Origin of the sequence: Phenylobacterium sp. J367, assembly GCF_024699985.1 — a bacterium.
GTDB lineage: Bacteria > Pseudomonadota > Alphaproteobacteria > Caulobacterales > Caulobacteraceae > Phenylobacterium.
This window is the reverse complement of the sequence record NZ_JAJONA010000002.1, coordinates 26392-50597: the sequence shown is the minus strand read 5'-3', so window position 1 is coordinate 50597 and position 24206 is coordinate 26392. Positions and strand designations below refer to the sequence as shown.

Sequence of the window (24206 nt, the reverse complement as noted above, 5' to 3'; positions counted from 1 at the left end):
GGGCGCTCACGGAAATGAAGGGGTTCAAAGGCTGCCATCGTCGTCATCGGGCCGTAGAGCCGCGACAGGGGCCATGGTGAGGTAGTCGGCGGCCAACACCGCCTCCGGTGCGCCCGGGGCCTCCACAGGCCCCCCAGCGCCGCTGTAGCGGGGCTTGGGCACACGGACGCCGGCGAAGGCCTCTGGCGGCGCACAGACGGCCCTGACGCCACGCCAATCGATGCTGGCGGGGCCAGGCAGGTCCGCCGCCCCCGGCCGCTGCTCGTAGGCCGCCGGCGCACCGTGGAAATAGTCGCCCGTGCGCGCCTTGAAGAACGGCTCTTCGTAGTAGCGGATCTTGTCCGCCAGGATCGGTTTGGTGTTGTTGACGAACAGGAACTGCTTGCGGTCATCGAGGCCGCGCACGTCCTCCTCAGACAGAATGTAGCGTTGCTGTTCCGACTGCGAGGTGGACCGATGCGCCCGGCCAAACAGGCTGCGCGGGTCGCTGTAGCTCTCCCGCATCTCCAGCGCCTTGCCGGCCCGCCGGGTGACTTTCTCGATGCTGGTCGGCTCGGAGGTCGCGAAGGTCGCCGTGATGTGCATGTTGTCGAATAACGGCGTTTTCTCGCCGTACTTGGAGAACACGTCGTTGAAGCTCTGGCAGATCAGGTGGGCGGTCAGGCCGTAGCCGGCCATTTCGCCCATGGCGTTCTCCAGGAACGGCAGGCTGCCGAGCTTGGGGAACTCGTCGAGCAGCAGCAGCAACCGATGGCGCTTGCGCCGCCTACGGCTGTCATAATGCTCATGCTCCATCAGGCTGTTCACGCTCTGCCGGATGAACACCCGCACCAGGAACGCCAGGCGGTCGGCATGGGCCTGCGGGGTGATCAGGTAGAAGGTCACTGGCGCCTCGGCGCAGACCAGGTCGCCGATCGAGAAGTCGGACCAGCTGGTGGCGTATTCCACGAGGGGATCGGCCCACAGCGACAGCGACGCCCGGCAGGTGGCCAGCACATTCGACTTCACCCGCTCGTCCATGCCGGCGAGCGCCGTGGCCCCCAAACGCACTTCGGGATGGATCTCGGGGATCGGCGCGTTGTCGTCGTCGCGCGCCAGCCCATCGGCCGCGTGATAGTCGGGCCGATGGCGATGCTGGGTGTGCAGCATGACGTGCAGCGTCGGCTCGATGTCGATCAGCAGCCGGCGAACCTGGGCGAGGTTCTTGCGCTCGTCGGGCTCGCTGTAGAGCACATGCAAGATGACCGCCGTGAAGAAGTCGGTGGCGCTCTGGTCCCAGAAATTGAGGTCCCCGGCTTTGCGGCCCAAGGGGTCGACCAGGATGCCGACGACGTTCTGGATGTCGGCGATCTCCATCGGCCCCTTGCGAACCTCGAACAGCGGGTTCCAGCGCACCGTGTTGGGGTCGGTCGGCGCGAAGTAGAAGACGTGGCTGAACGTCTTCCGGTGATCCGCCGTGATGTGCCAAAGCTCGCCCTTGCGGTCGTAGACGAAGGCGCTCTCCGGCCAGGCGACCAGGGTCGGCACCACATGGCCCGCCCCCTTCCCGCTGCGCGAGGCGCCGACGATGATCGCATGCTCAGGACCGCCATAGGTCAGGTAGCGACCCTTGAACCGCCCCAGCACCCGGCCCCTGATCTGGCCGCCCGCCCCGAACAGTCTCGCCCGCGCGACATCGGCCAGATCGGCCCAGGCGTCCCGGCCAAAGGCCTTGGGCGACCGCGCCGAGCCGCGGGTCGCCAGCGCCACCAAGAGGATCGGCGCGAGGGCCACGGCGAGACCTGCCAGGCCCGCGCCATCGAACAGGCGCGGATAGCGCGGCTGAAGGGTCAGATACCACTCGCCGAACGCCCACGGCCGGTAGAGGCGAACGGGCCCTACATCGGCCCAGCCCGCGCCCAGCGCGGGCCGCATAGTGCAGTCCGTGCGCGGCCTGCTGGGTCGCCCAGGCGAGGCCCAAGAGGATCGCCAGGACGGCTACGGGAAGCACCAATACCAGGCGTTGAGATGTGCTCATGTCCGCCTCACCGTCCGGGTATGAAGGTGCGCCCGATGGTCTGGCCCATTGAGCGGTTGAGGCGTTCGACGGCCTGGGCGCGCGCCGGCGCCGGGTAGCGCATCAATGCCGCGCGCGCTGGGCCACCGACCTCCCGCATGAACCGGGTCTCGTCCGGCAGATGGGACGGAACCTGCAACTCCTTTTGACCCAGCGCCTGGGCCACGCGTAGGTCGTTGTAGGCCCGCGTGGCGCCCTCGATCCGCTTGTCGATCCGCTTGATCTTGCGCTCCAGGGTCCGCCGCTGGCGGGCCACGTCGCCCGCCCGCTCCAACTGCGGGCCGCGCCGGCTGGCGACGTAGGCCTGGCCGGCGGGTGAGGCGATCCAGGTCGCCCGTACCTGCACAGCGACCTCCGCCCGCTTCATCGCCGCCCGCGCCCTGGCGATGGCGTTGAGCTCGGCGTGCTTGGCCCAGATCATCCGCGCTGGATTGCGGATCCACTGGACCAGGGCGAGCCGTCGCTGGCGCACCTGGGTGACCCGCTGTTCGGTCTGCCGCAGCCGAAGTTTCGCCGCCGCCACGCCGGTGCGGGCAGGCTGCAAGAGCTCGCGCTCCAGCGCCCGCACGCTGTCGATCTTCGGCAGGGTGAGCGCCGCCCGCTCAGCCGCCCAGCGGTCCCGTTCCGCGATCATTCGCGAACGCATCTGCTCGGCCTCGGTCGTCAATTTCGCTACGGGAACGGCGATCACAGGCGCTTCCCGAACGAGCCGGTCGGCGGTCGCCTGGAAGTCGGTCCGAAGCTCTTTGCGCTTGGCGTTGTGGGCCTCGGTGTCGCGGTTCTGCTGACCCCGTTCCGAGGCGACATCCTTGCGCTCCAGCGCGCTCGCCGTCGGCCCCAGATGCACGCCGGGTTCGCGGTCAGACCCCTGCTCGGCCAGCGACAGATGCGACACCTGCGGGGCATCCGGTCCAAGGTGCCGGCGGAGATGCTCGTTTTGGATTTCGGCCCAGGCCGAACGCCACTCCCGAAGCGCCTTGGGACTCCACCATTCGGCAGGTTTCTTGCCAAAACCCTCCGGCGTCACCGACCGCGTGGTGACCAGGATGTGAGCGTGGAAATTGCGCTCGTCGCCCTCTCGCCCCGGCCGGTGCATCGCCACATCGGCGATCATCCCGCGCGCCACCAGCTGCTCGGCGACAAAGGCCTGAACCAGCGCCCGCCGCTGGGCGAAATCGAGTTCATGCGGCAGCGACACCAACAGCTCACGCGCGGGCACGGCGTCCCTGCGCTTCTCAGCCGCTTCGGCCGCATTCCACAGCGTTTGCCGGTCGCTGAAAGCCGCCGGTGCATCGGCCGGCGCCATGACGGCGGCGAACTCGATGTCGCCCTTCGAACCGAAGTCGAACTCCATGGCCAGGCGCTCGTCGATCAGGCGGTCGCCAGAGCGATAGGCGGCGGCCGCCACGGCGGACCGGCCGGCCGACCGCTGGATGGTTTGCACCTCTAGTCGGTACTGGGCCATGCGCCCTCCCCTGCCTTGGCCCCTGCCGGGATCGCTAAGGGCAGCGCCCTTGGCTCAAGGTTTCTATCGGCGGGAGTCGACAAGGGGCCTTGAGGGTGTCGGGCGAGGCCTGACCGCAGGGTTGGTGGGCGCAGCACATCCAACCCGTAACTGCGCCCTTGTGACGAAATACGACAAACCACAGCATAGACCAATTTGCACTTTAGTGGCAGTATTACGCCTTTTCGTGCTTTTGTATCAGCGAAAGGCCGCGCGATGACGAAGGTCGACAAGCGCCGTAGGAACACCCGCCCGTCCAAGTACAAGCCCCGGACGCCCGCCCAACTGGCCCGCAAACGCGAGCTCTGGGCGGCCCGCTCCACTGATCGCGACAGGGCCAAGCGCGAGGATGAAGAGGCCGCCTTGCTCGCCCGGCTCGAGGAGCTGGAAACGGCGCTGCGGGAGGCCGGCCAGGACGGAATCCACAAGCAGCGGCACGTCACCCCGCTCGATGACATCGAGGATGACGCCAAGCGATTCCATGTCTTGAAGGCGCGCGTCGAACGCCTCGAGGCCCTGTGGTCCATCAACAAGCGCAGGCGCGAGACGCGCGGCAAAATCATCATCGGCGGAGCCCTGCTGGCCGAAGCGGGCGACGCCCATTTCGCCGGCGACGATGAGCTTCTCGCCCGCCTGGTCGACATCCTCGATCGGCGTGTCGAACGGGTCCAGGACCGCCTGACGGTGCGCGAACTTCTGGGCAATGTGCCGCTTGCCCTGCGGCCGGGTGGCGACCTCGATGAAGACACCGAAACGGCGCTGCAAGCCGCCGGCGAGTCCCTGCCGGATTTCGACCTGATGGCCGAAACAGCCCTCGCTCAGGAAGCCGGCGACGCGCTCGTTCCGAGCGAACTCGACCCCGACTACGCCGACCTCGATCAAGCGTGGCGCGCGGCCTGATCATTGGTCTGAACCGGCCGCCAGACCCGGCCCGACCACGAAGATCGAGCGGCCGGGATCCGTCACTTTTGTCGCCCGAATAGCCCCCTCTCCTGCCCCGTCCGTCACCGGCGCCGCGGCTGTGTCAGCTGCCGACGCGGCGCGGTTATCGCCGACGAAAATGGCCCCGCCGGCGGCCTCCCAGGCGGCGGCTGGCGAAGGTCCGCGAGGGGGCGAAGGCGAACCCACTGAGCGCGATCCCCGGCCCCCGGCGGATCGCACATCGACGTAGAAACTGTGCGCGCCGATCACGGCCGACGGGTCCGTTCCGCCGAAGTTCACCAGGCGCTCTGAGACCTCCCCGCGCGTTGCCCGTTCGGCCACGATCTGCGGGTTCTGGAAGAAGCGCGCGCCGTTCGTGAGATCGGGCAACCGGCCTTCAAGGGCGAGGTTTAGGATGGTCTCGATCCGCGCCCGTTGAGCTACCGTGGAGGCCGGCAGGCGACGCCAGTCGCCGCCGACGCGCATCACGGGCTCGAACTGGCCGCGCGCGTTCACGACCGCCTCGACGCTGCCGCCCCAGCGGCCGTCCTGGACCCGGTTCAGGATCGTATAGACGACCGCCGCCAGCCCGCTGTCACCCTGGTTGCCGGCCTCGGCGAAGGCGACCCGGGTGATGGCCTCGCGCGCGTCTTGGCCGGCCACAAGCGGCGCGAGACCGCCGCGCACCGCCGGGACGGAAGCCGCCGGCTGAGACGGCGACGGCGGTGGGCAGTTGACGCCCGAGGGTAAGGGTTGAGCGGTCTGGCCGCGCGCGAGCAGCAGGCACAGTCCCGCCAGGGCGGCCGGGTCCATCAGCGGTCTCCAGGGGTGACAAGGGGAACGGCCAATGGCCGGAAGACGCCGACGATCTCGGCCCGGTTCACGGGCCCGAAGTAGCGGCTATCGAAGCTGTTGGGGATGCGGTCGGAGAAGACGAACACCTCGCCGTCGCGAAGCCGGCGGCAGCCGTCCCAACGCGGCAAGGCCGCACCTCGACGGTCCTGGCGAAGGATCGGCGCCCTCACCCGACCATTGATCTCCAGCCTGTCATTCGCCGCGCAGACATGGTCACCGGCGACGGCCGCTACCGACTTCAAGATCGGCACGCGGCGCAGGTACGCCATATGCCCGTTGGCGTAGGGAAAGGCGGCGGACGGCGCGGGAAAAGCGACCAGCGCGCCGACGGAAACCGGTTCGGCGTGCCGTAGATAAAGCCCCTCAGGCTCACTGGCCGTGCGGTTCCACAAAAGCAGCGGCCGCGCCCCGCCGGCCGTCGCCAACGACAGACCCCCCGATGAGTGCGGCGCCCGCCGCCAGCGCGCAGGCCAACGGCGTCCAACCCGGGGCTGAAGGAGAAACGAGCATGAAGCGGAACCGGCGCAGCCAAAACGAGCCGAAGGCTCGGCAGGGCTTGCGGCCACGGTGTGGCTCATGCCCGGCGATTGTGGGCAGGATAGCGCTCGAGTGTCGTCAGTCGGTCACTGCTAGAGCCCCGGCACACTGGCAGGAGTGCAGGACCTGCGGGTGGAGCTAGCCGGGCTTGCCGCGATGGGCCCGCACATTCTGAGACTTCCAGGCCAGCATGGGCATAGCCGCGATCCGGGCCTGGATCTCTGGCGCCACTGCGAGCCCGCTGGGGTCGATTTCGCCGCGATCCAGGATGCCGTCGAGAAACGCCCCCTCCCCCGCGCTGAGCTCGAAGAGCGGCGCTAGGCGCGCCCGGCATTCGGCGACGGTTTGCGCGATCCAGGCCTCCGGTCCGCCGGCGGCGGCGAACCGGTTCTGCGGCAGGCAGATGGCGAGCTTCTGGCGCAGCTCGCGTGGATCGCCGCCGATGTCGGCGACCGACGCGCGCCGCCAATCGCGCCGGCCCGCGGCGCCGTAGGCCAGCATCGCGGCCTTGATGTTCGCCCAGTCCAGGCCGTCGATGTCGAGAATTCGTCGGGCGTCGAACAGGTCGCGGGCGGCCTCCCGGTCCATAAGCGCGACCAGCTTGCCGGCGGCGACCTCGTGAAGGTCCAGCACCGCGACGCCGGACGCGCGAACCCCGCCCAGATCTACGGAGTCCATCTTCGCCGCGCCGAACAATGGCTGGCGGGCCATGTAGTTGACGTCGACCTCGAGCGGCGCCGCCGCCGAGCGCGGAGGCAAACCTGCCGACCCACTTTCCGCCGGCATGGTCGCCAGGCTGGCGGCGAATGGCGTAGCCCTGGGCGGTCAGCAAACGGTTCAAAGCTGCATCGATCTGAGGGCGATCGACCTCCATGGCGGCGCGGTCCAAGGCGCCGACATAGTTGAGATCGATGTCGACCGACAGCCGGTCCAAGGCCAGGTGAAAGACGTTCAGCGCCGTGCCGCCCTTCAGGACCAACCGGTCCGCCAGGACGGGATCGCGGGCGATCTCCTGTAGGACATCCAGGAGACGGAGGACCTTTTCCAACGTGCCGGCCTGCATGCCGGTCTCGTTGGCCAGGCGCTGCAGGGTCTGGGCGGACGGCGCCGTCACGCCAAACCTTCAAACGCGGGGTTGAGCACGGCTTCAGGAAGGATCACCCGCCACCTGGGCGCCAGGCGGCCGGCGCCAGAGACGGCGCCCAGGGCGTAGCGGTTCTGTTTGGGCGCCAGGGCCTGCAGTCGGTCCAAGGCGTCAGCGGACACACCGAGCTGGTCGCGGCGGCTCTCCAACCACCAGCCCGCAGCGCCGGCCGCCGTGGCGTTACGCAAGCCCACGAGGCGGTTGATAAGTCGATCGGGGTCGAGCCGGCCAATCAGGTCGAGCGAGCTGATCAGTTCGTCTGTTCCGCCGGCGAGATCAGGCCGGTCGAACAGGTCCGCGACAGTGCATTCGAGGGTGGTCACCGGGACCGACTGGCCGAGGCGATCCACCGTGGTCAGGTCGGCCTCGCCGTAGGGCGCCGGCGCCTTGATGAATCGGCAGGTGAACCCTTCGGCGGACAGCACCGCGGGCTGACCCGGCGCCACGACCTGCAGGTCGAAGCTTTCCGAATAGGCGTAGCCCTGGAGTTCGAGCGCGGAGTGATAGGCGATGACGCCGCCCGGGCGCAGCCGGGAGGCCGCGAGGAAGCGATCGACCGACCAGGTCTCGGCGTTGGCGTGCTTGGGAACGGAGGCGAACACGCCGCGGGCGATGCGGCGGATGTTGCCGGCCTTCAGGTGTTGGGCCAGCATACTGCTCACCACCTTGTCGCTCGGCGCCCGGCCGATCGCGCGCGCATAGTCGGCGCGGTCAAAGACCGGAGCGTCGCTGAAGAACGGGGCTGAGCGCTGCCGTGGCATGAGAGCTTCTAGTTCGCCAAACGTGAAGAAAGCTATATATAACCTGTAACCTTCTTCCGCTACTGTGAACTAGGCGGGCTCCGCGCCGGCGGTGTTGAGCCAGAACCGCGCGAGAAGCTCAGTGAAGGCGCGTTCGGCGTCCGCCCGGCTCCCACCCGCCTGCAGGAGGAGGGTGACGTTGACCTCCTTCTTGCCCTTGGGCTCGACGCGAAACAGCGGCTGGCCGGTCGGCGACGAGACCACCTCGGCCGACGCCTGGCCTGACTTCTTGGGGGATCCTGACTTCTTGGGGGGATCTGCCGCCGCCGCCAGGCGACGGATGACGTCCTGCGGCTTGAGGGGGTCCCCTCCCCCTCTTCCCTTGGCGATGGCGGAGGCTTCCGCCAGCACCCGCCGCTCGCGGTCGTCGGGCTTGAGCAGCGGCTTCAGTTGGGTGACGTGCTTGATCTTCAGTTCGTGCGGATCGTCGAACGCGGCCACGAGATCGGCGGGCAACCGCGCCAGGTCGAGGTAACGGCTAAGCCAGGCTTCCGACACCTTGAGCCGCTCGGCCATGTCCTTCTGGCGTCCGCCGTAGTGGCGACCCAGGGCCTTCAGGTAGTCCCGCGCGCGCTCGATGTCGCTGAGATCTTCGCGGGCCCGGTTCTCCAGATCGGAGATCCGAAAGGCCTCCTCGTCGGTGAGGTCGCGGACCTCCACGAGGAAGCGGAAGTCGGTGTAGTTATGACCGCGCAGCCAGCTTACGGTCCAATGCCGGCGCGCGCCGCAGATGACTTCGAAGTCGACGTCGGGGTCGCCCCGCACACGGCGGACGATCGCCGGGACTTCCTGGCGCCCTTGCGCCTTGAAGCTCTCGATCAGGTCCGCGCAGCGGGTCTCATCCAGCTTGGCGTAGTCGCGGTTATGCTCGCTCCAAAGCCGGCAGCGGGCCGGGTCGACCTGTTCGATCGCGCGCGCCACGACTGCTCCGCTGGCGAGCTCGGCCATGCGGTTTTCGCGGCCCGCGAGGACGCCGATGGCCATCCGGGTCGGAGCCTCCGGTTGGGGCGCGGACTCGTCGAGCGCGCCCATCAATCCGGCGGCAAAGGAGCGGTTCTTGGAGCTCATGGGCGCACCCTTTCTAGCCGAATTGCACCGGTGCAATTTCTGTCGTGGCGGGTCATGCGTGGCCCTCCTTGCGGAGCCGCTCGACGTGGCTCGGCCAGGTCTGGCGAACGTCCAGGAGGATCTCCTCGTTGACCCCGTTGAGGTAGGTCAGGCACCGGTCGCGCACCGCCTTGCTGGTCATCGGGCTGTTGACCTCGTAGACGGTCATCAGGCGCGCAGTGACGTTGTCGATCTCGGCGGAATCCTTCATGGGCGTGCGGATCATCGCCAGCCCGAACACCTGCCGCATGAGCGCCAGAAGCTCCTTCTGCATCGACTTGTTCTCGTCGACCTTGGAGGCGACGATGCGAACGAAGTTGAGATCGGGCGCGAGGTCGCGCGACGCCAGCTGGGTAAGTGTCTCGTCGAGCATCGCCAGGAACGCCGCGGTCGAGGAGAAGTCCATGACTGTCGGCGGCACCGGGATCACCAGCGCATTGGCGGCCCGCAGCACCGAGAGCGAGATCGCCCCCAGCGCGGGCGGCGGATCGAGAATGATCATGTCGAACTGGTCGGCGATCGACGCGATGCCCTGGGCGAGCCGGTCGAGCAGCCGGCCGCCGCCGCGGGCCATCCGCGCCGCCAGCTCATACTCCGACTGGAACAGGCGGAGGTTGGCCGGAATCAGCTTCAGCCCGTCGAAGTGGGTGTCGAGCAGGGCGTAGTCGAGCGAGCGCATGTCGTCTTCGCGCAGGTACGGGTAGAGCGTCTGGTCCTCGGTGAGATCCAGGTCGGGCACGTAGCCAAACAGGGTCGTACTCGAGGCCTGGCTGTCGCAGTCGATCAGCGCGACCCGGTAGCCCCGGATCGCCATGTACTGGGCGAGGTGGACCGACAAGGTGGACTTGCCGACCCCCACCCTTGAAGTTCTGGACGGCGATGACCGCGCAGGGATCTTCCGGCTTGCGCCAGGGCCGCGTGCCGAACACGCCGCGCATGTCGTTCACCTGGGCCAGGGTGTAGCCCACCCGCCGGTTGGTTTCGGTGCGGGGCGGCTCGGGAAGCCGGCCGTCCTTCTCCGCGTCACGGATCGCCGCCGGCGTGCGCCCCACCAGTTCGGCGGCTTCGCTAATCGAAAAAGATCGGCTCGCGGCGCTCGCCCGAGCGCGCGGCCCGCGCGCTGTCACGCAGGTTCTCGACGACGGCCGAGGCGCGCCGCGCCAGCTGCGAGACGGGCCCGGCGAGCGAGAGTGCGGGGGCTTCGGCGACGTTCGACATGGACCTCACAGCCTCCTGGCAGGTTTCGAAAAACCGACCCCGACCGCCCAAAAAGCGAAAGTGGAGCCGCCTGGACGCTATAAGCGCTTTGTTAAGGGCGCATTAACGCTAAGTGACCAACCTAAATCCCGATTCCAGATTTTCGGCCAGACCTGACCTGACCGATTGGGGGCTGCTCGCCTCATTCCGACGCCGTCGATCTGGAAATTGCACCGGTGCAATTGCCGCATAGCCATAGGCCCCGGCGGTCGAGCTACCTGGTACGGGACGATCGCAAGATCGACGCTCCGAAGTGGCCCGCCGGCGCTTGGTGGGTCGACAGCGACATGAGCGACGGCGCTGTGACCCATGGTCATCCTGACCAGATGGGGGGCGGGCCGGAGCGTGTCGTCGCATGGCGCTAAGTGTCCCTCTCCCTCCCCGATCGCTGCCTGACCACGCCGTTCCGCGCTGCCCGAGATGACCGCGAGCGAAATTGCACCGGTGCAATTTGGCTTGCCGCCGGCCGTCCATCGCCGGTCTGACGGCCCTTAGGGGTCACTCGCCGAGGGGAGCTGCGGCGCGGTTGTGTGGCGCCCTCAGAACAGGGCTATCGACCCCTCCGCCTGGCTCCGGTCGCTCGCCAAGCGGTCCGGCGCGTCTTAAGGGACTTGGCCGAGACGGCGAAATTGCACCGGTGCAATTCTGTCGCTTAGGGCCTGCCACGCCGCGCCGCAAAGGCCTGGCAAAACCCGGTCCAGGACTTCAACAGCTTGGCCCCCGTGAGGTTCGCCAGGCGCGCGTCCATCTGCTCGCGATAGGCGTCGGCGATCAGGTCGCGGGCCCAGCCGCCGCCATGAACGCGCGCGATCTCACCGAAGGGCTCGGCGCCGTACTGCAAGGTCCCGGATGGAAACCGCAGGGCGGTGTCGTTCGCCTTGGGCCGGGCGGACGATGCCGGGGCCGGAGCGGGGAGGGCAGGGGGGCCGCCACGGGCTTGAGCACGCGCTCACGGCGCGCGACGGATCCGACGCCCTGCCCCGCATCGTCGTCGGCCGCCACGAGCTGCGCCGGCGCGCTCTTGGGGTGGAAGGTGAATTCGATCTCGACGATCGTGCGGCCGCGGCGGATCTCGCGCCAGTCGACGGTGAAGTGGGCGAGATGGTCGATCTCGGCCTTGGCCTTCTCGAGCACCTTGCGGCGGAGCTGGGCAAAGTCTTTGTAAAGTTCGGGTGCGATTCCGAACGCCGCGCGGATGGCGGTCATGTCGCCACGCCAGACGGACTGGCGCCGATAGAGGCGAAGCGCACCCATCTCGTAGAGGCGCAGCGCGTAGCTGGAGCGAAACCCGAGCACGGCCTGGCGGTTCAGCACCGCGTAGGTCTCGGACTCGCGGATCAGTCGCCGGGCGTCAGGGGTGAACTCCCATTCGATCCAGCCGGCCTCCGAGCCCTCCTCGTCAACTTCCTCCCGCGACGACTGGATCAGGGAAAAGCGTTTGGTGGCCTTGCGACCGCGCCACGACAGGTCGTCGGCGGCGAAGAGGGTGCGGTGCAGTTCCTCCAGCATGTCGGAGATCCGCTCGTTGCCCTTGTGGCCGCGGCGGATGTCGGCCTTGCGCATCCGGTGCGCCACCGGCTCCCAGGCGTCGCCGCCCGCGGTCAGGATCATCAGCGCCAGCAGGCGCGCCGCCGTCAGGCTGAGCGACTGACCCTTGACGAAGCGGACCTCGACCAGATTGCCGGGCTTGGCGAACTCGTCGCCATCGCGCGCCTGGAGGGCGTGGGCCACGCGCATGGCGCGGCCCGGCGTCTCCTCGACACCGTCCTCAAGATCCGCCATGTGCGCCGCATCGACCAGCCCGCGACTCCGTGCTCCAAATCTAGGCCAGCATTCCTGACCTCGAATCAATTCTCAAGTCAGGATACAACAGGTCCAGAGGGCGCCTCCCCCAAGCGGTCAGGATGACCCCGCCAGGTCAGGTCAAAGCCCCCGTCCGGTCAGGATCGATCCCCCATCGGGTCAGGGAGACGCCCCCGGGAGGTCAGGAACATCGGCCTAACCTGTTGTTGTTTCAGCGCTTATGCCGCCCTGAATTAGAATCCTTGGAATCTAGAATCCCGCTGCTGAGCGCAGCGGTCGTTTTTCAAAAGCAACATGAGGAAGGCAGAAAAACGCCAGCGGCCGTCGCAGCCACTGGCGTCGTCTTCGGCAAAGCCAAAGCCCCGCCCGGCGGACCGGGCGGGGCAGGGCGGTTAGCCCTCATCGGCTGGGTTGGTCTCCGGCCGGTCGAGGGACTTCAGCTCGTGGCCCGGCGCGGCGATCACCACCTTCGAGAAGTAGCGGTCGACGCCGTCCTTGTCGGTGTACTGGTCGTGGCGGATTTCGCCCTGGACGAACACCTTGGCGCCCTTGGGGAGCGGCTTGGAGGCGAGCCAGTTCACCGTGGCCTGGTTCCAGATCTCGACCGTGTGCCAGGTCGTGTAGTCCTTCTTTTCGTTTCCCTTCTTGGTGTAGCGGCTGGTGGCGATCCGCAGGATGGCGACCTTTTGCCGCCCTGGGTGGTGCGGATTTCGGCTTCGGCGCCCGTGAAACCGATCAGTTGGACTTGGTTGAGCATCGTCTTTCTCCGTCTTCCGCCCGGAGGAGCCCGGGCGGCTCGCGGTCCCTGCCGCGATCACGCGACCTGGAAGGACGGGGACAAGGGAGGGGATGAAGCCCGGCGGGCCTGGAAACCGGCCTGCACGCAGCGCAGCGAAGGAAGGCCGGAGGGTCCGGGCCCGCCGCCTCGCTGGCGAGGTCGGCTTCAACCCCGAGCGTCCCGGCCTAGGTTTGCGTGATTGATCGCGCGGGACCGACTGCCGCCGTGCCGCCCCCCTGCTGGATGATGGAAGATGATGCTGCTCCGGACCGACCCTCACCGGAGCCAGCCGAATCGCCCCCCAGACTCGGCCAGAATTCGCCACCGCGTTCGCCGCCGTCCGACGCCCGGGCGCGAGAACAGCAACGACCCCGAATACGGGCGCTTGGACGTTGCCGCGTCAGGCCTGCCCCGCCGCCGCCCAGCGCCTGGCCGTCGCTCCAGCAGCGACCCGGCCACGCCCGACCGCTCCGACGTCGGCGGCCCGCTTCGCCGGAGAGCAGGAAGGCCGCCGGGACCCTCTGGCCGCCTCTCCGGCCAACCCGCCTCGGGACGATTGAAGCCGGCCTCGCGTCCAGGTTCGCCGATCGGGGCTTGGCACTACGAGGCCGCGGTCAACGCCGCCCCCGGTCGTGGTTTGTAGGCCTGGCGGCCTGGAGGAGCGAGGGCGGCGGAACGAATCACCAACCGCAAGTCATAGCGGCGCCCCGGTCGCCGACCGCTAGGCCTGCGATTCCGTTCGACCCCTGTTCACGCTGAAAAGCGGGGCGCGGGGTAGGGGCCCCGCGCCCTTCAGCCTCAGTGAAGGGTGGGATCGATCGCGATGATCTGCGCGAAATGCGAGATCGCCCCGTCGTCGAGCTCGAACCGAGTGTTGGTCCGCTCTTCCTGCTGGTCCAGCTCTTCGAGCACCGAGAAGACGTCCCAGCACTCCGCCACCACGTACCAGCTGCCGACATCGTAGAATTGGTGCGCGTGTTCCAGAACCGCCTGCGCCATCGCCATGTTCGCCATCGTCTTCGTCCTCGCTTCGACCGGCGGGCTCATCCCGCGATCGTGCGACCGGCGGGGACGGGGAGACGGACGGGCCCAGGGCCGGGGGCGGTGGACACCGGTCTGCACAGAGCGAAGCGGAGGAAGACCGGAGGCTCCGCCGACCCCGCCTCGCGTGCGAGGTCGCCTTGGACCCGGCCGGACCCGGACCAGGTTCGCCTCGAGATCGCGGTCAGCCCGCGCGGTTTGAAAGGGAAGGGGAGGGGGTTCCACCTTGTCGGTCCCAGCCGGCTTCCCCTCGCGGCCCCTCCAAGATCTGCAAAAACGGGAGTAGCGGCGGCCTCGCGGCCGCCGCATCGGGCCCTCAGGCCCGGGCCTTCACGGGAAGGTGTCGGATACCCTTCTCCGCCGCCTTCTGGGCCAGGTTCAAGGCCGGTCCGAAGGGCTGCAAGCTGCCGCCTCGGCTCGGATTGATCGAGTTGGCCAGGGTCAGGACGCAGACCGGATCAAGCTCCAGCATCTCGTCATTGGCCCTGAACGGCGCCGCCCGACCGTTACGGTCGAAATCGGCCTTGGCCAGGACCAGCGTCACGCCCTTCTGCTTGGCCCACTTGATGGCCAGCTTCTCGCCGCCCTTGGCGCCGGAGGTCGCCAGCGCCATGTCCGGCCATTGGGTCTGGGCCCAGTTCAGCGCGTCGAAGATCCGCCCTGCATCATCCGCCGTGTCGGCCTGTGGGGCCGCCCGGAACGCCACGATCGTCGCGCCCGGGAACGCCGCGCTATGCTTGCGGGCCTTGCTCGCCCGGATCGCGTCGCGCGCTTCGATCTGCGCCGCCGTGGTGCGGGACGCCTTCACCGAGCCCTTCCAGGGGCTCCAGACGTCACCCGTCGAGGTCGTGTAGCTGGCGGCGGCCGCGTCGCGGATGATCTCCAGGGCGAGGGTGGCCACGTCCGCGGTGCGGGCCTTCAGGGTCGCTTCTTGGATTTCGACGTCGAGGATCTCCGAGCCATCGAAGTCCCGGATCAGCCCGTTCAGGGTGTCGCGGGCCTTGTCGGCGTCGCGCTCGATGCGTTGGGCGGCGGAGTGGAAGGCGCCGATCAGGGCCTCCCCGATCAGGGTCTGGAAGTCCTCCAGGGCGGAGTCGCTGACGAGGTCGAGCACTTCGTTCATCAGGCCGTGGCCGAGCTGAAGCAGGGCGTCTTCGGGCGGATGGGTGCGAGCATCTTCGAGAAGGAGAGTCTGGGCTTCGTAGTGCGTCAACCGCTCTGAGGTGGGGGGGAAGAGGCGAGAATGGCATGGGGTATCCCTTGAGTGGGGGTTGGAGGGTCGAGCCCGTCGGCTCGTGACCGCCCCGCGCCGACAGGCGGCGGCCCCCCACAAGGGCTTTGAGCGCAGCGTCCCTTGTGGGGGACGACGGATGGTGGCGAGGTCACTGGAGCCAAAGGGCCGTCCCGAGACCCCGCTGGGGCCTCACCCCCTCGCGCTCGACCGCCCGCCGCCACCCGGCGCGTGCAGCCAGAAACGCGACCGCTTCGGGGCAGCCACCGACCCCCAGCGCGAAGCGCCCGGCTTCGTCCCAGGCATTTTGATCGCGGCCTTCGAACCGGGCCGCATAGGACCAGGCCATGCTGTCGGCTGTGGCCAGCCGGCGCCGCACCGCCGGCTCCAGAAGCGAGGTCCGCTTGCAACCAAACCCGTGTAGCCGCAGGTCTGGCCGGTCGGACAAGATGGCGTCAAGGATCGCGGCGATCACATCCGGATCGCCCTGACGCTTGCAGAGTGAGCCCACGCCCGCCCAGGCGCCGTAACCGATCCGCGCGCCATACCCCTCGATGTGGTGCCGATAGTCATCGGGCGTGCGTCCCTGCAGCACGGGGAGGAGATGCACGCCGGCCGTGCCGGCCGCCTGGATGGCGTCGAACCGGGCGATGGTGAGCGCCTGATGGCCTCGCACCGTCAGGCCCGTCGCGCGCAGGGCGACGGCTTCGCACATGTAGTCCTGGGTCGAGGCCGCGATCAGGCCTGTCCCCGCGAAGCGCCGGATCATCGCGGCGTAGTCGTCCGTGGACTGTTCGAACCCGCCCCCTCAGGGCAACCTGCGTGAACGCCCCTGAGTCCAGGAACCAGGGTGCGTCACACCCCAGAAACGGCACATCCCCCAGTCGGTCCCGCAGCACATTGGCCGAAACGCAGACGCGGAATCCCCGCAGGGTCAGCGGCCAGGCCAGTCGCGGGTGGTGGACGCCGACGTAGAAGCGGAAATCCGCATCGGCCGTGAGGCACCGGGAAGCGTCGTCAGGCCGCATGGCCGCCTCCCGCCAGGTCACGCCGGCGCCGTTCAGCGCGCAGCGCCTCCACCAGCCCCAGGTCACGGTGATGCTGGATCAGGTGCTCCAACCGCGCGTCGGGGAGCCGGCGAGGATCCAGGCGCGGCCCTTTGGGCCTGGCCTCAAGCCGGCCCATCGCCAGCTGCCGCTGCCGGTTGACCGCCTCGGTGATCAGCACCCCGAGCTCAGCTCGCGACCAGACACGGTCCAGGCCGTGGAGGTCTTGGCCGCCCGGGTGGCGCGCCGCCCGCAGCCGAACGACAAGGTCGGCGACCGAAACGCCGTCGTCGCACCTGCGGATGCGGTCGGGCGTGAGCGCCCGAGCGGTGCGGTCAAACCGCTCGTAGAGACGTCGGCTGGGCCGCATGAGGCCCGCTTGGCGGTCGATTTCGGCCAGCCAGGCGGCGATGTCGCCGAACGGCGGGACCTTCATCCCGCCGCCGTTGAAGCGCTGGGCAGGCGTCGGGACCTCGGTGTCCATCCGCGCGTAGCACAGAAGAGGGGAGGGCATCATGGCCTTGCTCCGTGTCCGGAGGGTCAGAGCAGGCCGGCCAGGGCGCGCCTGACGATCGGATCACGATCGGCGCGCCAAGCCGTCCCGGGTCGCACGCCCGTCTGTTCATGCGCGGCGCAATAGCGGCCGTCGGCCTGGCGTCCGCAGAAGCTGAAATCGGGGCTCTTGGGATCGCCGATCGGCCACTTGCAGACGTGGGCGCCCAGCAGGGCCATGTCCCCGATCAGCCCCGGGCCCTCTGGCGCCGGCGTCCAATCCTGGGCGGCCAGTCGGACGGGCGGCTTGCGGACGACAGGGCCCGCCGCGGCGACCCGGCGCGGCCGCTTGGGCCGAGGGGTCGCGGTTCGCGGCGCGCGGGACGGCGCGGAGGCCGCCGCCCGGCCGCTCAGCCCCAGGCGATGGACCTTGCCGATGACGGCGTTGCGGGTGACCCCGCCCAGCTGCTTGGCGATCTGCGACGCCGATAGGCCGTCGAGCCAGAGCTGGGACAGTGTGGTGACGCGGGTCTCGGACCAGCCGGATTCGGACATCGGAATTCCTCCAGATGCGCTCCCATCGAGCGCACCCGGACCCGCCCTTCCTCCCCCTCCCACGACCCCGGCCGCCTACATCAGCCCCAGGCCCCGCAGGCTCGCCACCTGGTCGCCCGCCACGACCACATGGTCGTGGACGGCGATCTGCAGCGCGCGCGGCCGCCACCACCTGCTGGGTCATGTCGATGTCGGCGCGGGACGGCGCCGGGTCGCCCGACGGATGATTATGGGCGAGCACGATTGCGCTGGCCGACAGCTCGAGCGCACGGCGCACGACCTCGCGCGGGTAGACCGGCGCGTGGTCGACGGTCCCCTCCGCCATCCGTTCGTCGGCGATCAGCTGGTTCTTCTTGTCGAGGAACAGGACGTGGAAGACCTCGCGCGGCAGGGCGGCGAGCCGCGCGCGCAGGTAGATCCGCACTGCCTCGCTCGAGGTGAGGACCGGGCGCTGGCGCAGGGGGTGTTGCAGCGCGCGGAGCAGGAGGGCGTGGAGCAGGCCCAGCTGGCGGGCCGCTGGCGCGCCGATCACCCGGGCCAGGTCGGCCTCGGCAGCGCCGACCACGCGGCCGATCCCGCCGAACCGCGCCATCAGCGCGTCGGCGGCGGCCACGGTGTCGGCGCCCGGCGCTAAGCAACGCTCGAGCACAAGCGCAAGAGTGTCGCCTTCGTCCAGGCTGGCGAGGCCGAAGGCCGCGAACCGCGCCTGCAGGTCCTCGCGCCCTTCGGCGCCCGTGAAGGCGCCGATCGGCGCGGCCTCCGCCACGCCGGGCGCGAACAGATCGCGCTGTTCAGCCATGGGGGCGGCCCCCCGGTTCACTGTCCGCGCCCAGCGTCGCCGCGTGCTGCGGGTGATAGCGCTTCACCGTGTGGACGGCCGCGGCCCACACCTCGGCGGCCCGCGCGGCGTCGGGCTCGAAGGCGTCGAGGCCCAGGGCGAGGTAAGGGATCGCCCAGTCGCAATCCTCCTCGAACCAGCCGGCGCCGCTGTAGGCGGTCGCCTGTAGCGGTTCGGGGATCCGGGACAGCGCGGTCAGGGAGACGCGGATGCCCCCGTGCGACGCGGTCGAGACGGCGACGGCGTCCGGCCCCAGGGGGGTCAGGTGTTGGATCGGTCCCCAGGGCGAGGAGGAGCCGACGGTCGGAGGAAAGGGGTGCAGCATGGCCAGGTCCAGCGCCGGCCCGGGACCCATTCCCAGGCCGGCTCGCCCGGCTCCCCCCTTCCTCCCCCTTTCCCATGCGCCTGGCAGCTAGGGCGGGCCCTCGTGGAGCCCGTCTCACGCGACAGCCCCGCCCAGCGGACCGGGCGGGGCTTTTCGGCTTCGGAACCGTTCGAGGCCGGACCTACGCCGCAGCCGGCAACATTGTCTGCACCGGCCACTTCGCCAGGACCGCGGTCAGGACCTCGGGTTGGTCGACCGGCACGAACACCCTCGGTGTGTAGGCGATGATCTCGACGAAGCAGCCGAGCGCCGTGAACGCCGAGCGCTGAGTGGCGGCCCCGACCACCTCGATCCGGTAGCGATCCATTACCTTGGCGCGCCGCAGCCACAGGCCGCCCGCCAGGGAGAGAGCGGCGCCCTCCTCGAGAACGAGCGGGGCGGTCGCGGCGCCGTCGGCGAAGGCGCTGGCGGTGTCGGTCAGTCCCAAGGCCACCTTCAGCTGCGGGACCTGACCCGGGTCGAGCACACGGCCCAGCCAGCGCCGGCCGTCCGGCGCCTTCAGCCGGCGGACCGAGGTCGCCTTGTCCGGCAGGCTCGACCAGATCGGTAGCAGCAGCCCCGACACAAGCACCAGGTCGCGCGAGACCCATGGGTCGGCTTGGGCGATCTCGGCGTCCCACGCCGCGCGCCAGGCCGCTTCGCCGGCGTCCTCCCACGCCGACTCTTCGAACCCCTTCAGCGAGGCGATCGAGCGCTTCTCCGGGCGGATCAGGCGCACGGCGGGGGATCAGCCGGTCGTCGTCGTTGGTCGTGGTCAGCCCCTGGACCACGATGGCGGCGCGGCCGGACTTGCTGTTGACGGCGAAGATCACACCGTCCCGGTCGAGGCCCGTCAGGGCGTCCTCAGCCGAGGTCAGCTGGCGCACCGTGCGGACCTGGAAGCGGGTGAGCCGGGTCTCCGCGCCGGTGACGGCGTCGGTGCGGATCACCTCCTCGTCCGAGATCACCACGTCGTCGGCGACGATGTCCTCCATGCCCCGGTCCAGCGCACCGGACGCCTGGGCCCGCTCCAGGATCGAGCCGAGGATCGCGTCGAAGGCGGCGAACAGGCTGTTCTGGTCGGCGATCCGCAAGGCGAGCAGCCGGTTCAGGAAGGTGTTCATCGGCGGCATGTCATCGGACTTCTTCAGGTTGCCCTCATGGTCGAGCAGCCGCAGCCCGGTCTTGGCCTCGAAGGTCTCGCGGTCCATCGCCTCGACGTTGCCGAAGTGCAGGCCGATGTAGAAGGCCTGCAGCGCCCGGTGCGCCCAGGGGCTTTCCAGGTTGTCCTCGGCGCGGAACAGGCCGTTGCCGGCCGTCCGCCGCTCGCCCCGGGTCAGGGCGCCCAGGCTGTCCAACCGCCGCGCGATGGTCGACGTGAACCGCTTCTCGCCGTGGATGTCCGTGGTCACCGGCCGGAACAGCGGCGCCACGGCCTGGTTGGTCCGGTGCGAGCGGCCCAGGCCCTGGATCGCCGCGTCCGCCCGCCAGCCGGGCTCAACCAGGTAGTGGACCCGGCGCTGTTGGTTCGCCGCGCCGAGGTCGGCGTGGTAGCTGCGGCCCGTGCCGCCGGCGTCGGAGAACACCAGCACCCGCTTCTTGCCGGCCATGAAGGCGTCGGTCTCGGCCTTGGCGGCCGAGGCGCTGCGCCGTTCCACCACGCGGCGGCCGTCGCGCCGGACCACCCGGCGGCTGCGGCCGGTGATCTCGGCCACGATCTCGGTGCCGATCGCGTCGAGCACCGCATCCAGCACGCCCGGGACCGCCGGCAGGCAGGCCAGGTGCGTGACCAGCTCGTCGCGCAGGCGCAGGGCTTCCTGGCTGACCACGGGCACGCCGTCGACCATCACCGGGACCATGGTGACCGCGCCCTCTTCATCCTCGATGGCGTCCATCGCCATCACCGGAAAGCGCCCATCAGATAGTCGAGCACCTGGTCCTTCGGCGTCAGGTCGACGGCGAGGTTGTTCCACTCCTCGGCCGGGATCTCCGCCAGGCGGCGTTCCATCACCGCCTCGTTGGTCGAGACAATCTGCACGACCGAGCAACGGCCCGCCGCGAGGTCCTGCCGGATCGAGGCCACGAGGGAGGGGGACTTCAGGCCGGACAGCAGGTGACCGAAGAAGCGCTGCTTGCAGCCTTCGAAGGCCGACATGACGGCCGAAGCGGCCAGGCCGGACTTGGCCTTGCCGTCCTCCGTGACGCCGACCGCCTCCAGCGCCGCGCGCAGATTCTGGTGGATCAGCTGGTAGGCGTCGGCCCAAGCGTCCCAGATGGCGATGTCATCCTCCGTGAGCGGATGACGCAGCGCCTCATATTCGACGCCGTCGAACGACAGCGAGCGGGCGATGTAGAGGCCCATGGCCTTCAGCTCGCGCGCGATCAACTCCATCACCGCCACCCCGCCGGTCTCGACCGCGTCCATGAAGGCGTCGCGGGTAGGGAAGGGCGCTTCCGGCCCGCCCCAGAGGCCCAGCCGGGCGGCGTAGGCCAGGTTCTCCGGCGTGGTCGCCCCGGTCGCCGAGACGTAGAGGATCCGCGCATTGGGAAGGCGGTTCTGCAGCGCCAGCCCGGCCATGCCTTGCTGCGACGCCTTCTTGGGCGCCGCGCGCGCCCTTGCCGCCTCCGGCGGCGTTGGCCATGGCGTGGGCCTCGTCGAATACGATTACCCCATCGAAGTCGGCCCCCAGCCAGTCGACGATCTGGTCGAGCCGAGAGCGCCGGTCGCCCCGCGCCGGTTGGCGCAAGGTGGCGTAAGTCGAATAGAGGATGCCCCGGTCCATGCGGATGGCGTCGGCCTGCTTCCACGCCGATTGCGGGGTGATGTCGCCATTGGCCCCGCCGATGGCGCTCCAGTCGCGCCGGGCGTCTTCCAGCAGAGCATCGTTCTTCGACAGCCACACCGCGCGCGATCGGCCCTGGGCCAGGTTGTCGGCGATGACGCCGGCGATTTCCCGGCCCTTGCCGCAGCCGGTGCCGTCGCCGAGGAAGAAGCCCTTGCGGAATTGGACCGCGCAGGGAAGGTCGTCCTTGACCAGGATCACCTGGTGCGGGGCGTCGCCGAGAATCCACGACCCCGGCAGGACCTGGGCGTGGGCCTCGCCGGCGTAGATCACCGTCTCCATCTGGGCGTCCGACACCAGGGCGTCGTCGGTGATGCGCACCGGCAGGACCGGGCGGTAGGTCGGGCGCCGGCGGCGCCACCGAGGCCATGGGACCGGATTCCACGAGCGGGGAGGGTGCGGCCGCGAGGCGGCGAAGCGGATGCGGCCGAGAGCATAGGCCTGGTAGAGGCCGACGTCGTGGCCTTCGCCCGACCAGGCGCAGGCCTCGTAGGCCAAGGGCGCGGAGGTTGCGAGGAAGGCCAGCCGGTTCGACGGCGCGGCCAGGGCCCGGGCGCGGGGCGCCAGAACCGAGACCTGGGAGACCGTGCGGAACTGGCGCGGCTGCGCGGTCGCTCGGGCCTCTATGGCCGCAGCCGCCTGGGCGGCGTCGGCCAGGGTGTCCGCCACCATGATCCCGGGGATGGCGGCGACGGGCGCGGCGCGGTCGATGACCAGCAAGCCCGTCTCGACCGAAGTCCCGTGCTTGGCGTAGGCGCGGGCCGGGAAGGCCAGCCGCAGGCGGATCGGCCCCCGGGCGGCCAGGGCGCGCAGCGCCGGCGCGTCCTCGAACAAAGACGCCGGCACGATCGCCGCCAGCCGGCCGCCATCGGCCAGGCAGTCCACGGCCGCGTGCAGATGCGCCTCCAGGTGCTGGAAGGGCGGGTTGGCGAGGACGGCGTGGAACCCGCCCGACCCCGGCAGGGTGTCGCGCAGGTGGCGGGCGTCCTGCTGGCTGCGGACCGCGAGGGGGAAGAGGCCTTCGAGGAGACCCGCGCGGCCGGCGGCCAGTTCGTTGAGGGTCAAGGCGCCGCCGCAGGCCTCGGCTAGGATGGCCAGGAGGCCGCTGCCGGCCGAAGGCTCCAGCACCTGGTCGCCCGGACGGACCTGGGCCGCGAGCACGGCCAGCGCGCCGAGTTGGGGCGGGGTGGAGAACTGGTCCAGCGCCACCTGCTCCTCGCTGCGGCGGGTGTGGGTGAGGCTGAGCTCGGAGAGGTTGGCCAAGAGGGCGACGATCTCGGCCGGCGCGTCCTCCAGGCGGCCGACCTGCGGGGCGAGGCGGCGGATCTGCAGCACCAGGGCCGCTTCGATGGCGTCATAGGCGTCGCGCCAGAGCCAGGCGCCCTCCGCATCCGAGGCGCCGAACGCCATGGTCATGACGTTGGCCACCAGCTTGCGGTCCAGCGGACGGGACCGATTGAGCTGGGGCGTCAGGGCGCGGGCGGCGGCCAGGAGGTTGGCGGCCTTGTGGTCGCCGACATCGGCGGCGAACAGGGGAAGCAGGGCGTTCATGGGCGGGGATCCGGATCACCCGACGCGGAGGGCTCCTCCCTCCAGACCCGACGGGCTCGCCCGTCCGCCCCCTTCCTTTTTCCGCTCTCGAACGCCTGCCTGCAGGCGCAGACAGGGCCGCACGTGTCACCCAAGCTGGGCCGCAGCCATGAACGTTTGCCCTGATTGTTTCGCCGTCAAAGGCCTGAAGCGGCGGATCATCGAGATTCGCAAGCAGCAAGATGTCGGTCGCTGCGACTTCCACCCGACGAAGAAGGGCGTCTCGATCGAGGCAGTAGCCGAGATCGTCGACCTGGTATTTCGAGACAACTATGGCGGCGGACCTCACGACCCCTATTCAATTGGGCCTGCGGGCAATGAGCTGGTCGATGTCGTCCAGGATCTCGCCCAGCCAGACGACTGGATGATCGTCGAAGCGCTCAGGGACGCTCTGATTGACGGCGACAACTACTGGCCGCCTGACGGCGAGGAGGCGTTTTACGATGACGAATATCGCTACCACGCGGATATCTGGACCGCTGCCCTAGAGGCCCCGGCGCGCCTGTGGCGCGATTTCCGACGAAGCCTCCTGCACGGCCAGCGCTTCTTCAACATCGGGGCGCGCGACCAGCTGGTGGAGATTTTCCAGGACGTCCACCAGCAGCGCGATCACCACAAACAGGGGCCCGTGTACCTCATCGCGCCCGGTGAGGCGCAAAGTGGGTTTTTCGAGCGCGCGTCGCGAATGACGTGGAGCAACGCCAGAAGATCGCGGCCAACATCGCCGCTGACCTGGGCCCGCCGCCCGAGCGCAAGCGCCGGGCCGGACGGCTGAACCCGGCAGGCGTCATCGGCTTCTACGGCGCCTTCGACCTGGAGACCTGCGTCGCCGAATTGCGCCCGGCGGTAGGGGCCATCGTCGTGGCGGCGGAGTTCGCGATCACCGAGCCGATCTGCGTTTTGGACACCACCTTGTTTGAGGCCAAGGCGAAAGAGGCCGACCTTTACGCCAAGAACGCCCAGGCCCGCGCTGCGCAATGGAACTTCATGCAGTCGTTCATGCTGGAGATCGCCCAACCGATCTCACCCGGCGACGAGCATCTCGACTACCTGCCGACCCAGGCGGTCGCCGAATACCTCAACAAGCATCACCGGTTCAGCTTCGCCGGCCAGGGAGCGCACGATCGACGCGATCATCTACCGGTCGGCCCAGCACCCGGAAGGCAAGAACATCGTCCTGCTGGGCGAGGCTGCGCTCGTGGGCTCCGCACCCGGCGCGGGCCCGGAGCCCGTAGACGAGTCGACGACTGGCCGAGCCTGACCTTTTCGAGCCCAACCAAGCCCAAGGTAAGGATCGTCCCGGTTGCCGACAGCCTCGTAAAACACAAGGTGTCGGGCGCGAGCTTTCCGACACAGCCCTATCTCGACGCCGGCGACTACGACCCCCACGACGTCGATCAGGATTATTGATTGCGGCCTGGCATGCATGAATGCGGCCCCCGCC

20 protein-coding genes and 3 pseudogenes are annotated in these 24206 nt (G+C 69.3%); 3 read left to right on the top strand and 20 right to left on the bottom strand.

Annotated elements, in window-relative coordinates:
• Positions 1-24 precede the first annotated feature (24 nt).
• Both LRS04_RS25865 and mobQ read right to left on the bottom strand, forming a co-directional pair.
• Entirely contained in the window at positions 25-1914 is a 1890-nt protein-coding gene (locus LRS04_RS25865; protein WP_257819318.1) for a type IV secretory system conjugative DNA transfer family protein, read from the bottom strand.
• Between the two features lie 110 nt (positions 1915-2024).
• A complete protein-coding gene (gene mobQ / locus LRS04_RS25860) occupies positions 2025-3521 on the bottom strand; it encodes a MobQ family relaxase (protein WP_308238506.1) in 1497 nt (498 codons plus the stop codon).
• A gap of 255 nt (positions 3522-3776) precedes the next feature.
• On the opposite strand from mobQ, the gene LRS04_RS25855 reads away from it, so the two are divergent.
• Entirely contained in the window at positions 3777-4460 is a 684-nt protein-coding gene (locus tag LRS04_RS25855; RefSeq protein WP_257819316.1) for a hypothetical protein, read from the top strand.
• Here the strand turns inward: LRS04_RS25855 and LRS04_RS25850 are convergent, their stop codons facing one another.
• The 18 genes and pseudogenes from LRS04_RS25850 to LRS04_RS25765 form a co-directional block, all read right to left on the bottom strand.
• Positions 4461-5294, bottom strand: coding sequence for a cell wall hydrolase (locus LRS04_RS25850; protein ID WP_257819315.1), 834 nt, complete (start codon positions 5292-5294; stop codon positions 4461-4463). It lies immediately after the preceding gene.
• The gene (locus tag LRS04_RS25845) at positions 5294-5761 is read right to left on the bottom strand and encodes a S26 family signal peptidase (protein WP_257819314.1); all 468 of its coding nucleotides are present in this window, start codon (positions 5759-5761) and stop codon (positions 5294-5296) included. Before LRS04_RS25845 ends, LRS04_RS25850 begins: the two co-directional genes overlap by 1 nt.
• A 250-nt stretch (positions 5762-6011) precedes the next feature.
• Positions 6012-6659 (bottom strand): nucleotidyl transferase AbiEii/AbiGii toxin family protein, encoded by a 648-nt coding sequence (locus LRS04_RS25840; RefSeq protein ID WP_257819313.1) that lies wholly within the window; start codon positions 6657-6659, stop codon positions 6012-6014.
• Positions 6660-6744: 85 nt separating this feature from the next.
• Positions 6745-6936, bottom strand: a pseudogene (locus LRS04_RS28615) (nucleotidyl transferase AbiEii/AbiGii toxin family protein); the annotation flags it as partial.
• A gap of 47 nt (positions 6937-6983) precedes the next feature.
• Positions 6984-7778, bottom strand: coding sequence for a type IV toxin-antitoxin system AbiEi family antitoxin (locus LRS04_RS25830; RefSeq protein ID WP_257819311.1), 795 nt, complete (start codon positions 7776-7778; stop codon positions 6984-6986).
• A 69-nt stretch (positions 7779-7847) separates the two neighbouring features.
• Entirely contained in the window at positions 7848-8885 is a 1038-nt protein-coding gene (locus tag LRS04_RS25825; RefSeq protein WP_257819310.1) for a ParB/RepB/Spo0J family partition protein, read from the bottom strand.
• A gap of 52 nt (positions 8886-8937) precedes the next feature.
• A complete protein-coding gene (locus LRS04_RS25820) occupies positions 8938-9783 on the bottom strand; it encodes an AAA family ATPase (protein WP_257819309.1) in 846 nt (281 codons plus the stop codon).
• A 209-nt stretch (positions 9784-9992) separates the two neighbouring features.
• Positions 9993-10142: a hypothetical protein gene (locus tag LRS04_RS25815; RefSeq protein WP_257819308.1), complete on the bottom strand. Its 150-nt coding sequence runs from the start codon at positions 10140-10142 to the stop codon at positions 9993-9995.
• An 810-nt stretch (positions 10143-10952) separates the two neighbouring features.
• On the bottom strand, positions 10953-11963 hold the full coding sequence (locus tag LRS04_RS25810; protein WP_257819307.1) for a replication initiation protein: 1011 nt from the start codon (positions 11961-11963) through the stop codon (positions 10953-10955).
• A 413-nt stretch (positions 11964-12376) separates the two neighbouring features.
• On the bottom strand, positions 12377-12802 hold the full coding sequence (locus LRS04_RS25805) for a single-stranded DNA-binding protein (protein WP_257819306.1): 426 nt from the start codon (positions 12800-12802) through the stop codon (positions 12377-12379).
• A 758-nt stretch (positions 12803-13560) separates the two neighbouring features.
• Positions 13561-13809 (bottom strand): hypothetical protein, encoded by a 249-nt coding sequence (locus LRS04_RS25800; protein ID WP_257819305.1) that lies wholly within the window; start codon positions 13807-13809, stop codon positions 13561-13563.
• Positions 13810-14119: 310 nt separating this feature from the next.
• The gene (locus LRS04_RS25795; RefSeq protein ID WP_257819304.1) at positions 14120-15016 is read right to left on the bottom strand and encodes a DUF2493 domain-containing protein; all 897 of its coding nucleotides are present in this window, start codon (positions 15014-15016) and stop codon (positions 14120-14122) included.
• A 169-nt stretch (positions 15017-15185) separates the two neighbouring features.
• A complete protein-coding gene (locus LRS04_RS25790; protein WP_257819302.1) occupies positions 15186-15803 on the bottom strand; it encodes a hypothetical protein in 618 nt (205 codons plus the stop codon).
• A gap of 248 nt (positions 15804-16051) precedes the next feature.
• Entirely contained in the window at positions 16052-16594 is a 543-nt protein-coding gene (locus tag LRS04_RS25785; protein WP_257819301.1) for a hypothetical protein, read from the bottom strand.
• Between the two features lie 26 nt (positions 16595-16620).
• A complete protein-coding gene (locus LRS04_RS25780) occupies positions 16621-17127 on the bottom strand; it encodes a GcrA family cell cycle regulator (protein ID WP_257819300.1) in 507 nt (168 codons plus the stop codon).
• A gap of 211 nt (positions 17128-17338) precedes the next feature.
• Positions 17339-17926: pseudogene (locus tag LRS04_RS25775) on the bottom strand (RadC family protein); the annotation flags it as partial.
• Positions 17919-18290: a hypothetical protein gene (locus LRS04_RS25770; protein WP_257819299.1), complete on the bottom strand. Its 372-nt coding sequence runs from the start codon at positions 18288-18290 to the stop codon at positions 17919-17921. The gene LRS04_RS25770 and the pseudogene LRS04_RS25775, both read right to left, overlap by 8 nt.
• 181 nt (positions 18291-18471) lie before the next feature.
• Positions 18472-22723 (bottom strand): annotated as a pseudogene (locus LRS04_RS25765) (strawberry notch-like NTP hydrolase domain-containing protein).
• Between the two features lie 148 nt (positions 22724-22871).
• Here LRS04_RS25765 and LRS04_RS25760 point away from each other — a divergent pair.
• Together LRS04_RS25760 and LRS04_RS25755 are read left to right on the top strand one after the other, a co-directional pair.
• Entirely contained in the window at positions 22872-23537 is a 666-nt protein-coding gene (locus tag LRS04_RS25760) for a hypothetical protein (protein WP_257819298.1), read from the top strand.
• Positions 23453-24172: an RES family NAD+ phosphorylase gene (locus LRS04_RS25755; RefSeq protein ID WP_257819297.1), complete on the top strand. Its 720-nt coding sequence runs from the start codon at positions 23453-23455 to the stop codon at positions 24170-24172. The genes LRS04_RS25760 and LRS04_RS25755 overlap by 85 nt, the downstream gene beginning before the upstream one ends.
• The last annotated feature ends 34 nt before the right edge of the window (positions 24173-24206 follow it).

Excerpts from the sequence above, each read along its gene's own strand:
- LRS04_RS25865 (WP_257819318.1), bottom strand. The coding sequence starts at position 1,914 with ATGCGGCCCGCGCTGGGCGCGGGCTGGGCCGATGTAGGGCCCGTTCGC.
- mobQ (WP_308238506.1), bottom strand. The coding sequence starts at position 3,521 with ATGGCCCAGTACCGACTAGAGGTGCAAACCATCCAGCGGTCGGCCGGC.
- LRS04_RS25855 (WP_257819316.1), top strand. The coding sequence starts at position 3,777 with ATGACGAAGGTCGACAAGCGCCGTAGGAACACCCGCCCGTCCAAGTAC.
- LRS04_RS25850 (WP_257819315.1), bottom strand. The coding sequence starts at position 5,294 with ATGGACCCGGCCGCCCTGGCGGGACTGTGCCTGCTGCTCGCGCGCGGC.
- LRS04_RS25840 (WP_257819313.1), bottom strand. The coding sequence starts at position 6,659 with ATGCCGGCGGAAAGTGGGTCGGCAGGTTTGCCTCCGCGCTCGGCGGCG.
- LRS04_RS25830 (WP_257819311.1), bottom strand. The coding sequence starts at position 7,778 with ATGCCACGGCAGCGCTCAGCCCCGTTCTTCAGCGACGCTCCGGTCTTT.
- LRS04_RS25825 (WP_257819310.1), bottom strand. The coding sequence starts at position 8,885 with ATGAGCTCCAAGAACCGCTCCTTTGCCGCCGGATTGATGGGCGCGCTC.
- LRS04_RS25815 (WP_257819308.1), bottom strand. The coding sequence starts at position 10,142 with ATGTCGAACGTCGCCGAAGCCCCCGCACTCTCGCTCGCCGGGCCCGTC.
- LRS04_RS25810 (WP_257819307.1), bottom strand. The coding sequence starts at position 11,963 with ATGGCGGATCTTGAGGACGGTGTCGAGGAGACGCCGGGCCGCGCCATG.
- LRS04_RS25800 (WP_257819305.1), bottom strand. The coding sequence starts at position 13,809 with ATGAGCCCGCCGGTCGAAGCGAGGACGAAGACGATGGCGAACATGGCG.
- LRS04_RS25790 (WP_257819302.1), bottom strand. The coding sequence starts at position 15,803 with ATGATCCGGCGCTTCGCGGGGACAGGCCTGATCGCGGCCTCGACCCAG.
- LRS04_RS25785 (WP_257819301.1), bottom strand. The coding sequence starts at position 16,594 with ATGCCCTCCCCTCTTCTGTGCTACGCGCGGATGGACACCGAGGTCCCG.
- LRS04_RS25780 (WP_257819300.1), bottom strand. The coding sequence starts at position 17,127 with ATGTCCGAATCCGGCTGGTCCGAGACCCGCGTCACCACACTGTCCCAG.
- LRS04_RS25770 (WP_257819299.1), bottom strand. The coding sequence starts at position 18,290 with ATGCTGCACCCCTTTCCTCCGACCGTCGGCTCCTCCTCGCCCTGGGGA.
- LRS04_RS25760 (WP_257819298.1), top strand. The coding sequence starts at position 22,872 with ATGAACGTTTGCCCTGATTGTTTCGCCGTCAAAGGCCTGAAGCGGCGG.